The sequence below is a fragment of the Bacillus sp. PDNC022 genome (genome assembly GCF_016919285.1).
GTDB classification, from domain to species: domain Bacteria; phylum Bacillota; class Bacilli; order Bacillales; family Bacillaceae; genus Bacillus; species Bacillus safensis.
Window position 1 is genome coordinate 1808288 of sequence record NZ_CP070345.1, and the last position, 12572, is coordinate 1820859.

General features: G+C 41.9%; 10 protein-coding genes. 2 read left to right on the forward strand and 8 right to left on the reverse strand.

Translation table 11 applies throughout. The features are described from left to right. Nucleotides 1–13 precede the first annotated feature (13 nt). The 7 genes from JVX94_RS09440 to JVX94_RS09470 form a co-directional block, all read right to left on the reverse strand. The gene (locus tag JVX94_RS09440; RefSeq protein ID WP_095408130.1) at nucleotides 14–1063 is read right to left on the reverse strand and encodes a M42 family metallopeptidase; all 1050 of its coding nucleotides are present in this window, start codon (nucleotides 1061–1063) and stop codon (nucleotides 14–16) included. 142 nt (nucleotides 1064–1205) lie between these two features. Then, the gene (locus tag JVX94_RS09445; RefSeq protein WP_144470075.1) at nucleotides 1206–3515 is read right to left on the reverse strand and encodes a YhgE/Pip domain-containing protein; all 2310 of its coding nucleotides are present in this window, start codon (nucleotides 3513–3515) and stop codon (nucleotides 1206–1208) included. A gap of 64 nt (nucleotides 3516–3579) precedes the next feature. Further along, the gene (locus tag JVX94_RS09450) at nucleotides 3580–4158 is read right to left on the reverse strand and encodes a TetR/AcrR family transcriptional regulator (RefSeq protein WP_186318625.1); all 579 of its coding nucleotides are present in this window, start codon (nucleotides 4156–4158) and stop codon (nucleotides 3580–3582) included. A gap of 173 nt (nucleotides 4159–4331) precedes the next feature. Next, the gene (hemY, locus tag JVX94_RS09455) at nucleotides 4332–5744 is read right to left on the reverse strand and encodes a protoporphyrinogen oxidase (protein ID WP_111290205.1); all 1413 of its coding nucleotides are present in this window, start codon (nucleotides 5742–5744) and stop codon (nucleotides 4332–4334) included. Between the two features lie 22 nt (nucleotides 5745–5766). After that, nucleotides 5767–6705, reverse strand: coding sequence for a ferrochelatase (gene hemH, locus JVX94_RS09460; protein ID WP_048238403.1), 939 nt, complete (start codon nucleotides 6703–6705; stop codon nucleotides 5767–5769). A 32-nt stretch (nucleotides 6706–6737) separates the two neighbouring features. After that, entirely contained in the window at nucleotides 6738–7796 is a 1059-nt protein-coding gene (hemE, locus tag JVX94_RS09465; RefSeq protein WP_111290207.1) for a uroporphyrinogen decarboxylase, read from the reverse strand. Between the two features lie 124 nt (nucleotides 7797–7920). Next, nucleotides 7921–10065 (reverse strand): transglycosylase domain-containing protein, encoded by a 2145-nt coding sequence (locus tag JVX94_RS09470; RefSeq protein ID WP_238409474.1) that lies wholly within the window; start codon nucleotides 10063–10065, stop codon nucleotides 7921–7923. A gap of 117 nt (nucleotides 10066–10182) precedes the next feature. On the opposite strand from JVX94_RS09470, the gene JVX94_RS09475 reads away from it, so the two are divergent. Then, complete coding sequence (locus JVX94_RS09475; protein WP_144470071.1) at nucleotides 10183–10668, forward strand: antibiotic biosynthesis monooxygenase family protein; 486 nt, start codon at nucleotides 10183–10185, stop codon at nucleotides 10666–10668. Nucleotides 10669–10732: 64 nt separating this feature from the next. Here JVX94_RS09475 and JVX94_RS19570 read toward each other — a convergent pair whose 3' ends face one another. Continuing rightward, nucleotides 10733–10885: a hypothetical protein gene (locus JVX94_RS19570; protein ID WP_223250951.1), complete on the reverse strand. Its 153-nt coding sequence runs from the start codon at nucleotides 10883–10885 to the stop codon at nucleotides 10733–10735. Nucleotides 10886–11168: 283 nt separating this feature from the next. Here JVX94_RS19570 and JVX94_RS09485 point away from each other — a divergent pair, with 283 nt between their 5' ends. Next, on the forward strand, nucleotides 11169–12356 hold the full coding sequence (locus JVX94_RS09485; RefSeq protein ID WP_205185404.1) for a M20 family metallopeptidase: 1188 nt from the start codon (nucleotides 11169–11171) through the stop codon (nucleotides 12354–12356). Nucleotides 12357–12572 lie beyond the last annotated feature (216 nt).

Here is a 12572-nt window from a genome sequence, read left to right on the forward strand (position 1 = left end):
CGGGGTTCTTTTTTTATGCTGTGATTAATGTTGATTGGACATAGTGGTAAAGGAGATCCGCTGTATGGACAAGTGAATCTTCATGTGTTCTTTCAAAAGCATGAGAGGAATCTATACCAGGACCAATCAGTCCATGAATGATATCATGCCCTGCTCTAATAGCTGCTGATGCATCAGAGCCATAATAAGGGTAAATATCAAGGCGGTAATCAATGTTGTTCTCTTCTGCTAATGCGGCTAAATGTTTGCGTAGTCCATAGTGATAAGGGCCGCTCGAATCTTTTACACAAATCGATACACTGTATTCATCTGTTGATTGACCGTCACCGATCGCGCCCATATCTACAGCGAGATATTCCACCGTTTCTTCAGGAATATTCGAGTTTCCGCCGTAGCCAATCTCTTCATTATTGGAAATTAAGAAATGCGTCGTATGCGGCAATGTGATGTTTTCCTTTTGAATCCGGTGGATGAGCCGCAAAAGCAGCGCCACACTTGCCTTGTCATCAAGATGTCTTGATTTAATAAAACCTGAAGACGTCACTTCCACTCTCGGATCAAATGAGATAAAGTCCCCTACTTGAATGCCAAGTGCTTTGACATCGTCTGCATTTTTCACCTTTTCATCAAGACGAATCTCCATATTTTCTTGGTTTCGTTTCGCTTTTCCAGCATCCGCATAGACGTGAACGGATGTTTGATGCATAAGAATGGTTCCTGTGTATGTATGGCCTGATGCTGTTTCAATTTCACAATATTCGCCTTCAATTGAGTTATATTGAAAGCCTCCAATGAGTGCAAGACGAAGCCGTCCATTTGATTTAATTTCCTTAACCATCGCACCGAGCGTATCGACATGCGCTGTCAGCATGCGGTGTTCCTTGTCATCTGTTCCTTTGATGGTGGCAATTAATCCACCTTTTCGATTTCGTTTTGTCTCAATATTCAAATCTTGTAAAAAGCGTTCAACAAAGCCGATCACTTTTTCTGTATTTCCTGATGGACTTGGGATCGATACGAGCTTTTGAATCAGCTGAACGGTTTCATTTACTTCAGTTGTCATTCGGCATTTCCTCCTTTGTCTAAAAGCAATTCCTTCCATGTATGCCTTTTTCAGCATCTCTTCTTAAAATATATCGCTTCAGGTTCGAGATGTCTAATTTCAAATAAAAATCCTTCCTCTAAAAAGAGAAAGGATTCATAGATTAAGCTTCGTCCTGTTTCATTTTTCTAACGTTCCAAGCAAAGTATGCTGTTGTTGCCGCCATCATGATGATCGCAACTGTTCCAAGGATCGCTGCCTGGTGCCATAAATAGCTGTTATCACCGCTTGCAATGATCGTTCTAAATCCATTGATTGTATACGTCATTGGAAGCAGACTATGAATGACTTGGAAGAATTTCGGCACAAGCTCAAGCGGGAATGTACCAGCACTTGCTGCGAGCTGAAGAACCAAGATAATAACAGCAATGAAGCGTCCTGGGTTCCCCATAGTTGTCGCCAGCAGCTGAATAATCGCTAAGAATGTCAGACTGACGATGATCGCAAAGAGATAGAAGCGCCAGAGGCTTTCCACTTCAAGGCCAAGCCCAAAGATGAGCATGGAGCTTGCAATGACTGCTTGAAGAATACCGACAAATAGGAGCACGCTATATTTGCTGACAAACCATTCAAATGCATTTCTAGGGCGTCCAGCAGGGTCTTTCATTGGGAATACAACAGTGAGCATGAGAGCCCCTACAAAGAGTCCCATCGATAAAATATAAGGTGTGAGCCCTGTACCATAATTATCGATCTTTTTCGCTGTATCATTTTCTGTTTTCACGGGACTCGCAATCATATTGTAGTTGTCTTGACCCGCATCAATTTCTCCTGTTTCATCAGCGGCGCTTTTTAATTTATCGGACAGCTTGCCTGTACCGCTCTTTAAATCTCCCAATCCTTTATCGAGTGATTTTGAACCTTCAGCAAGCTTAGATGTGTTGCTTTGAATATTCGTTGAACCACTTTCCAGCTTATTTAACGCTGCGCTTAGCTGGCTTGAACCATTGGCAAGCTTATCTGCACCGCTTTTCGCTGTATCAAGCTTTCCATTTGCTGTCTGCAGACCATCTTGTAATTGGCCTTGACCTGTTTGAAGCTTCAGTGCACCTTGATACAATTTATTTGTACCAGAAGTCATTTGATCAATCGCATTTTGTATCGCGACTGTAGACGTGTACAGCTGTTCCGTTTTCTTTGGCAGCTGTTTCACTTGCTGCAGCTGAGCTTTTGCAGAAGCAACCGCAGATTGAACCTCACTTGCATCAGGCAGTTCCTGCAAGGCCGCTAAGCTTTGTTCAAGTCCAGACAGATCAGGCAATTCGATTTTAGGCAGACTATCAAGCTGATCCATTGCCGCCTTTTTCTCTTCATCCGTCATTGAGCTGTTTTGGATGATGCTTTTTACTTTAGCATCTCGATTCGATAACGCTTCTTTTAATGAAGCCAGTTTTGTACTAAACGTTTTTGCATCTTTTTTCACCTGATCGAGTTTAGGCGCCATCTTTTCAAGATTCGCTAATTCTGGTGACGACAAGACTTTTTCTACTGCTTCGATTTTTTCTGAAAAAGATTGTGCTTTGTTGTTTAGCTGCTCAATGCCCGCTGTAAATTGCGGCATTTTAGAAGCGAGCTGCTGATGGCCTTCGCGGCTTGTGTTTAACCCTTCAGTCAATGTATCAATCCCTGTACCAAGCTCTCCAAATTTCTGATCGATGGTTTGATAGCCTGTTAAGAGCTGGCCAAGACCGCTGTCAAGAGATTGTATTCCTGTGTTCAGTTCACCCATTTTACCAGCAAACTGATGAACACCTTCGCTATAGGTTAACGTTCCTTCAGCCAATTTTGCTAGATTGTCTTTTAATTTGTTACTGCCATCTTTTGCATTTTTTGTTCCGTCATCAATTTTCTTCGCACCATCGCTTGCTTGATCTAAGCCTTTTGCAATCGTTTTGAAGTTATCAAAAATGACCTCAGCATAATTTTTTGTGACTTCCTTTGAAACCGAATCTTTTAATTTGATAATGGCATTATTCGCAATTTGTGACGCCGCATAGTTGGCGCCTGGATTCGTATAATATTTCAGATTCGATTTTTTTGGATGTTTATCAAGGACTGTACTTGCATTTTTCGAGAAATCCTTTGGTATTTCCACGACGAGATAATAATCCTCATTATTTAATCCCTTCACTGCCTTTTCTTGACTATCGACAAAGTTCCATTTGAAATTATCGTTTTTCTTTAATTCCTTCACTAAATCATCGCCGACATGCAGTGTTTTCCCGTCATAATGACTGCCTTCATCCAAGTTGACAACCGCTACAGGCAATTGATCAACTGTACCATATGGATCCCAGTACGCTTTTAAAAATACGCCACTGTAAATCAGCGGAATAAATAAGACAGCTAAAATCGGGATCAGTAGTTTTTTGCTCGTCACAATGTCTTTCCATTGATTCCGAATTAAATTCATTGCTGTTTTCCTCCCATAGATGAATGACTAAATTTAGAATTTGGTCATTTGAACTTAAAAAAAATTATGTTGCTGCTGAAAGTCCTTTGAGTACATAAAGCTCCAGCGACTCGGCCACCTCTTCTTTTGTTAAAGGCTCGTATCGCTTTTCCCAATCAAAAATAAGTGCAATATATAGTTTCACCATCACAAATGCAGTCAATTCAGGATCACATGGCTTAATATCGCCTTTATCAATCGCTTCTTTTACTTTCGTTTTGATATAGCGAATGATCATTTGCTCCATCTTCTCAATCATTTCCTTGACCGCTGACGTGCCAAGCTCCGCATTTTCCTGAAAGATTTTGATTGTGAGCTGGTGGTTTTTTCGAAATTCCAATATTGCAAAGAGTGCTAAGTGAAGGTTTTCAGAGAAACTATTCTCCTCATCTATTGCTTCATCCGCAATTTTTCTCATCTCCATTAAAAGGGATGTGAAAATTTCATCAAACAGCTCTTCTTTGTTTTTGAAAAAGGTATAAATGGTTCCTTTTCCGACGTTGGCAAGCTTCGCCACAAGGTCCATTGTGGTTGCTTTATACCCGAATTGAGTAAATGCCTTCGTGGCCCCATCTAAAATCATTTGTCTCCTATCAACACTCATGATCTCACTCCCAAAATGACTATTTGAACGTTTTGGTCATTAAGTACAGAAAGTAATATACCACATCCTTTTCACCGGATGCAACAACTTTGTTCACTTTTATGATTCACAACTCTTTTTGAATTATTCGAACATGAAAAACTCCCTTTCCTTGATAGAAAAGGGAGCTTGTTTTATGAAAATAGATAAGATACAGCTTCTGAAATAGCGGCTTTTCCTTGATCAATACAATCAGGAATTCCGACACCTTCAAAAGCAGCACCTGTAATATAAACACCAGGGTATGATTGCTTAAACGTTTCTCGCATGTTCGAAATGGCTTTTTGATGACCGACGTGATATTGCGGCATGCTCGTCTTCCAGCGAGTCACTGTCGTCAGTTCTGGATCTGCTTTAATATCCATGATTTTTTTCAAATCCTCCAGCACGATGCTGACGATTTGATGGTCTGACTGCTCGACAATTGATTCGTCGCCAGCCTTCCCTACATATGCACGCAATAGCGTTTTTCCTTTAGGTGCTGTATGCGGCCATTTTTTGTTCGTCCATGTACAGGCTGTGATAGAGAAATCACTGTTTCTTGAGATGACAAAACCAGTGCCGTCGTATTCATTATGAACATCCTCTTCTTTAAAACCGAGTGCAACCGTTGCAACAGAAGTAGATGTCATATCATGCAAGTACTCAAGCCCCGCTTCTTTTGGAAACATGGAATAGATCGATTGATGCGGAGTTGTCACAATGGCTGAATCGGCAAAAAGCGTTTGACCGCTGTCTAAATGCACGCCGTAGCCTCCATCTGTTTTTTCAATCTTCTTCACTTTTGTCCCTTTATAAACCGTTGTCAGCTTGAGCTTGCTTTCTACTGCTTCAACAAGCGCTTGAAGTCCTTGATTGATCGTTTGGAACTGCCCTTGTTTTTTCGCTGTCACTTGCTGCGCTTTCGCATGCTGTTGTGATTTTTTCATCCCAAGAATCAAACTGCGATGCTTCTGTTCTGTTTGATAAAACTGCGGGAAGGTGGACATTAAGCTGAGACGGTCAATGTCACCTGCATAAATGCCTGATAGAAGAGGTTCGATTAAATTCTCAACTACTTCATCACCGACACGTCTTCTAAAAAATTCACCGAGCGACTGATCTTCTGTCTGTTTGCTTTTTGGCAGTACGAAATCCATTGCGGCTCTCGCTTTTCCTGCAACTGAAAAAAGACCGGTTGTGATGAATGGGCTGATTTGAGTTGGAATACCCATGACAGCGCCTTTTGGCATCGGGTGAAGGGTTTCATTGACTAGTACATACGCTTGCCCTGTTTCATTATTGACGAGCTGATCCGCGAGACCTACATCTTTCGCCAGCTGCGGTCCACTAACCTTTCTTTCTAAAAATGAATCAGGTCCGCGTTCAATGATGTAGCCGTCTTTATATAATGTTTGTATTTTTCCACCTAGCCTAGGGCTCGCTTCAATAAGAGATATTTGAATGGGAAGACCTTTTTCTTCGACTTCCTTTTCCAAATAGAAGGCGGCGGCTAAACCAGTGATGCCACCGCCAATGATGACAAGGTGTTTTTGATTGTCATGCATAGGATCGCCTTCTTTTATATAATTACTTGCTTTCGTCAAGCTTCTTTAATACGACAGTTGCCAGAGCATCAATAAATGCTGGTTTCGCATTTGGCATTTCTGGACGATAGTAGGCTGCACCGATTTCATCTGTTACGACTTTACATTCATAATCGTTGTCGTATAACACTTCAAGGTGGTCAGCGACAAACCCAACAGGCACATATACGAACGTTTTATAGCCTTTTTGTTCGAATAGATCCCGTGTTAAGTCTTGAACATCTGGTCCAAGCCATGGATCAGGCGTGTTGCCTTCACTTTGCCAGCCAATTTCATAATGTTCAATTCCTGCACCTTCTGCAATCATTTTGGCAGATTGTGCAAGCTGATCAGGATATGGATCTCCTGCTGCGATAATTTTTTCAGGAAGGCTGTGTGCAGACACAATGAGCACTGCCGATTCTCTTTCCTCTTCACTCATTGATGCATACGTATCCTTCACTTGTTTCACCCAATAGTCCACAAACTTTGGCTCATCGTACCAGCTTTCAACAGACGTAATCTTCAGATTGCCAAGCTTGTCTGCCTCATCTTGTGCACGCTTGTTATACGATTTCACGCTAAAGGTTGAAAAATGCGGTGCAAGAACAATACTCACTGCTTCTGTGATACCGTCCCGGTGCATCTCTGCAACTGCATCCTCAATGAATGGCTCAATATGTTTTAAACCAATGTAGACATGAAATTCAATGTCGTCTTGGATGTCGTTCAAATGATCACACAAACCATTTGCCTGCTGTTCGGTAATTTTTGATAAAGGAGAAATACCGCCAATTGCCTTGTAGCGATCCTTCAAATCTTGCAGCATCTCTGGCTCCGGCTTTCTGCCTCTACGGATATGTGTATAATAACGCTCAATATCTTCTTCTTTATATGGGGTGCCATATGCCATGACAAGAAGTCCCATTTTCTTTTTCTCCACAACCAACACTCCTTCAGATCAGTAGAAATAGTTTAGATGGATGATTTTTTATGTTTCGCTGAATAATCGTGAATAAAATCTGTCAGCTTCTTTAACGTATCTGGTGAAACATCAGGAAATACCCCATGACCTAAGTTAAAGATAAAGTGATCTGATTTCATTCCTTGATCTAAAATATCTTTTGCTCTTTCTTCAATGACTTCCCAAGGAGCAAGTAAGATGGTTGGATCAAGGTTCCCCTGTAACGTTTTTGTGAGCCCTTCTTTTCTCGCTTCGTCTACACTCATACGCCAATCCAGTCCAACCACATCAAGCGGCAGATCATGCCAGTCTTTCGCTAGATGGCTTGCACCCACTCCATACATAATCATTGGTACGTTTTCAGACTTCAGCTCTGTGAAAATTCGCTGCATGACAGGCTTAATGAATGTCCGGTAATCTGCTGCATTTAGAGCGCCAACCCATGAGTCGAAGATTTGAAATGCACTGATCCCTGCTTTTACCTGCGCGCGTATGTACGTGATCGTCATATCAGCTAATTTGTTCATGAGCAGCATCCAAGCCTCAGGATCACTGTACATCAGCGCCTTTGTTTTATGATAATTTTTAGATGGGCCGCCTTCAATCATATAGCTTGCCATCGTAAATGGTGCGCCAGCAAAACCGATGAGTGGAACATTCAGCTGTTCCTTCGTTAAAAGCTGAATAGTATCAAGCACATATGGCAGGTCTTCTTCAGGATGAAGTTCCCCAAGACGTTCGATATCTGCTTTTGATCGAATTGGTGCATCAATCACAGGTCCAATTCCATTTTTAATTTCAACGTCCACTCCAATAGCCGGAAGCGGGGTCATAATATCTTTATATAAAATAGCGGCATCTACACCATATTGTTCTACAGGAAGTCTTGTTACATAAGCACATAACTCTGGCTGATGCGTAATTTCAAATAGCCCGTATTTTTCTTTCAGGGCACGATATTCAGGCTGTGAGCGTCCTGCCTGTCTCATATACCAAACTGGTACATGGTCTGTTTTTTCCCCTTTACACGCCTTTAAGAACGTGTCATTAAAAACCTTCGTTTTTCCCATTACCTTTCATTCCACCTTTCGCCTTACACTCTCTTTGTATAAGGCTCAAACACTGCTTTTACTATACCGCGTTTTCAAGGAACGGTATACTAAAGCGGCTCAATGTTCAAAAAATCGCCGAATATTAACGTCCAAAAGCCTCTGGCTTGATATACGCACTGCCTTCGCCTTCTTCCTGCGTTTGGGTATTATATGGAACAACCTTATACTCTGCATTTGAAAACACATTGGCATACGGCATTGTATAGCTGCCCACGCCTGTCACTGTGTCGATCAGCGTCTCACTACCATTTCTCTTTTCATAGATACGGTATTCAATGCGTTTATCCTCCTGATTGTCCCAAGACAGCTCTAATGTAAACAACCCTTTGATTTTAAACGCATAGCGGGCTTCAAATCCTGATAGTCCCTCTAAATGGATAGGCGACTCGAGCTCTTTTATTCCCTCTGGTTTTTCAAACGTTTCATTAGTGATTTGAGCTGTTGTTAAAATATCTTTAAACAGCTGCACTGGGTATTGACTGCCCCCAGTTAAATAGTGGCTGTTATCGGTTTTGTCATACCCCATCCAAATCGCACCCGTTGTACTAGGCGTATAGCCGGCAAACCAAGCATCCTTTGTTGCACCTTTCACACCCGAATATGTGGTGGTACCTGTTTTACCTGCTAAATCTCCAGCGTATGAACCGCTCTGGGCCGTCCCGCCTTTGACGACTTGCTGAAGCATTCTTGTCATATTCCAAGCATTCTGCACGCTAAACACTCGTTCTTGCTTACCACGATTCTTTTCTACCGTTTCTCCTTCATCATTGGTGATTTTCTGAATAAAGAAAGGCTTTTTATATACGCCTTCATTTGCAAATGTATGGAAGGCTCCAGCGATCTGTAATGGAGAAACTCCTTTTTCTAAACCGCCAAGCGCCATGGCTAGTCCTTTATCCGAGATATCTATCCCCATTTTCTCAAGATATGATTTCGACGTATCAATGCCCAGCTTGCTTAACGTCCACACCGCAGCAGTATTTTTACTTTTCATAAGGGCATCTACCATTGTGACACTTCCCTCATACTGCCCATCGTAATTCTTAGGTGAATAGCCGTCATAGCTTTTTTCTTTGTCTTCAAGCAATGAATAAGGTCTGAATTTTTTCTCCTGCATTGCCGGACCGTAAACCGCGATTGGCTTAAAAACAGATCCCGGCTGCCTAACAGCCGTCACCCTGTTATAGCCTCTAGCCTGATATTCTCGTCCTCCGATGGCTGCTTTCACTCCACCAGACTCGTTATCAATAAATACGGCGCTGCCTTCCGGAGAACCGCTTTTTCCCGGGAAATAACGGTTGTTTTTCATCGCATCATATGCGGTTTTTTGCAGATTCATATCAATCGGAACTGTAATGGTATAGCCGCCTTGAAGCAATTGTTCATGTGAAATGGCATACTCTGACTCTGCTTCTTTAATGATGAGATCAACATAGCTGTCCACCCAAGGCGTTTCTGATTTCTTTTTCAAATGAATACCTAGTGTTCTCCCTTTTGCTTCTACTGTTTCTGTGGAAGACAAATATCCTTGTTCGTTCATTAAATTCAGGATGGTGTCCCGCCTTTGTTTATTTTTATCAGGGTGTAAAACAGGCGAGTAAGAAGATGGTGCCTTTGGCATTGCAGCGAGCGTGGCACCTTCGCTGACCGTTAAATCTTTGACATCCTTACTAAAGTAATAATTGGCTGCTGCCTGAATACCATAAACACCATGGCCGAAGTATAGCTGATTCAAATACATCTCAAGCAGCTTATCCTTTGAATAATCTCTTTCTAAGTTAATAGCAATAATGACTTCTTTTGTTTTTCGAAGAAAGGTTTTGTCATTTGTGAGAAAAATATTTTTTGCGAGCTGCTGAGTAATTGTACTGCCGCCCTCTACCTTGCCTCCTGCTAATATATCTCGATAAATTGCCCTTGAAATAGACTGTGCATCAATTCCGTGATGCTCATAAAAACGCTTGTCCTCGACAGCTACAAAAGCTTTCGCTACTTTATCAGGCACCTCTTTTAAGGACACAGGGTCCCGATTTTCTGAATACATGCTTGTGAGTTCTTTTCCATTCTGATCAATGATTTTGGAGGAAGCGTGAAATACAAGCTTCTTTTCATCTATGACATAATGTCCTAAAAATAAAATCGTCAGATAGCCAATAAATGAGAGTACGATTGTACTTCCTGCAATGACTAATGGAATGATTATCTTCTTTTTCTTCAAATTGGTCACCTCATTCCTTTATACGGATAGTATGGGATGTATTGCTTCATAATATGTTTTATGGATTGACTACCAAAGAATTATATATCATTCTTTTGTTATACTATCAAGCAGGAGGCGGTTTAGATGAATTTCTATATTACATATGGAACAGCAGATTTTTTGCATAAAATCGCAAAGAAACACCATCTGGAAAATCTGCTTTATATGGTCGGAAAAGAACAAGCAGCTCTTTTTCATGAAACGGAGGGTGAGACTGTATTTAAAGCCCCTCATGCCTATGATGTGATTTATGCGAAAGGCGAGCTTGTCCAATCTGGTTTCGTCACCTTGAATCATATCCCTGTTAAGCTTGAAAGCAGAGCACTGTTTGAATCCACCTTTCAGAAAAAGACGAACATCTCAGAACATCAGCGCGGCTTCCAGGCTCTTCGCGTTTTAAGACCTCAAAAAGATGAAGAAGTTTATTTGATTTTGACACTTTGGGAATCAGAGGACTTATTTCAAGACTTTCAAGAATCAGAAGCATTCTTTCAGCCACACGAGGATACAGGTTCCATTTTTTCTCGTCCAGCTTACCTCACATCCTACCATGCCGTCACAGACAATTAAGGAAGTGCTGCTCTCAGCACTTCTTTTTTTCATCAAAAAAAGCCCAGTCGCTGGGCTCTTCATTTTATCCGCTTGATTTCAGCTCATACCGATGAATGATCGGCTGAAGCACATAGAAATTCAGCAATATCCAACCTAATAGGATCGGCCACTTCAACATAGGTGAAGCACCTTTCAATTGAATCAGCAGCACCAATAGCGGAATCAAGCAGATCATAAAAAAACTCATTTTTGAGACAAACGTTTCTCTAATTTGATGACGGCAGCTTGGACACATCATCATTTTCGTATGTGATAAATGAAACTTTTCGACGAAAGAAAATGTTTTTGAACAATTTGGACAGCTTCCCAACGCTACTCCTCCCTTTCCCTGCTTCATATTCAACTTCGACTTTTATGTAAAATGACCTTTTGATACTGACCACGAATCCTCTTCTGTTGAAAGATTCTAACAATTACCATACAATCAGTAAAAGAGCATGAAGGAGGTTTTCGATTCAATGACAATATCCACTTTACAAAAAAGCATCAATGAACGTCTTGATGAACATTATGAGGAAATGGTTGAAATTAGACGCCATCTCCATATGAATCCTGAACTTTCTTTTCAGGAAGAAGAAACAGCCGCTTTCATCGCCAACTACTATGATACATTACAAATACCTACGCGTACTCAGGTGGGCGGCCATGGTGTACTCGCATTTATTGAAGGAGCTTCTCCGGGGCCAACCATTGCCCTCAGAGCTGATTTTGATGCACTTCCCATCCACGATGAAAAGGATGTGCCTTACAAATCAACAAAGCCTGGTGTGATGCATGCGTGCGGTCACGATGGGCATACTGCGACACTTCTTGTATTAGCAAAAATCTTGCATACGCATCGTGATCAATTAAAAGGGAAGATCGTCCTCATTCATCAGCATGCGGAAGAATATGCTCCAGGCGGTGCAAAACCGATGATTGAAGACGGCTGTTTAGACGGTGTCGATGTGATATTTGGTACACACCTTTGGTCTTCAGAGCCTTGTGGCACGATTCTTTATAAAAGCGGGAACTTTATGGCAGCCGCTGATCGCTTCTCTATTCAAGTTCAAGGGAAAGGCGGACATGGCGCCCAGCCTCATTTAACAAAAGATGCCGTACTCATCGGTTCACAAATCGTCGCAAACCTGCAGCAAGTCGTTGCCCGTAAAATCAATCCGATTGATTCTGCTGTGGTCTCTGTTGGAGGTTTTGTAGCAGAGAATGCCTTTAACGTCATTGCAGATTCAGCTGTTTTAACTGGTACTGCACGATCCTTTGAAGAAAGTGCACGTCAAATGATTGAACGAGAAATTGAACAGGTGGTAAAAGGGGTATGCCAGATGCATGATGCTGCCTACACATATGAGTACGTCAGAGGATACCCTGCTGTCAAAAACCATCCAAAGCCGACTGAATATATTGCTGGCATCGCAAACCAGACAGAAGGTGTCACAGAAGTAAAAGAAGCGGAAACCCAAATGGGCGGAGAAGACTTTGCTTATTACCTTCAGCATGTCCCTGGTACCTTCTTCTACACAGGCGCCATGCCGGAAAACAGCCAGGACGTGTATCCACATCATCATCCAAAATTTGATATCAACGAAAAAGCAATGCCTGTCGCAGCAAAGGTACTCGCGAACGCCGTTCTTTCCTACAATGAATAAAAAAAGCCGCTGTCCTCAGCGGTTTCAGCGTGTAGACAAACCCTCGCATTCGGTGTCAGGTCTGCGCTCCGGTGCTCACGAATGTCAAATTCGCTCCGCTCCGCTGCTCGTCCTTCCTAGACTGCAAAGGTTCTCTATCACGCTGTGCTGAAAAGAAGACAAAGGGCTAAAATAAAGATTATTTTAGCCCTTTGTCAACAATCTGAAGCCGCTGTC

Bases quoted from the DNA above. Each gene is read 5' to 3' on its own strand.
- hemY (WP_111290205.1), bottom strand. From the start codon at position 5,744: ATGCATGACAATCAAAAACACCTTGTCATCATTGGCGGTGGCATCACT.
- hemE (WP_111290207.1), bottom strand. From the start codon at position 7,796: ATGGGAAAAACGAAGGTTTTTAATGACACGTTCTTAAAGGCGTGTAAA.
- JVX94_RS19570 (WP_223250951.1), bottom strand. From the start codon at position 10,885: ATGATCTGCTTGATTCCGCTATTGGTGCTGCTGATTCAATTGAAAGGT.
- JVX94_RS09445 (WP_144470075.1), bottom strand. From the start codon at position 3,515: ATGAATTTAATTCGGAATCAATGGAAAGACATTGTGACGAGCAAAAAA.
- JVX94_RS09440 (WP_095408130.1), bottom strand. From the start codon at position 1,063: ATGACAACTGAAGTAAATGAAACCGTTCAGCTGATTCAAAAGCTCGTA.
- JVX94_RS09475 (WP_144470071.1), top strand. From the start codon at position 10,183: ATGAATTTCTATATTACATATGGAACAGCAGATTTTTTGCATAAAATC.
- JVX94_RS09450 (WP_186318625.1), bottom strand. From the start codon at position 4,158: ATGAGTGTTGATAGGAGACAAATGATTTTAGATGGGGCCACGAAGGCA.
- JVX94_RS09485 (WP_205185404.1), top strand. From the start codon at position 11,169: ATGACAATATCCACTTTACAAAAAAGCATCAATGAACGTCTTGATGAA.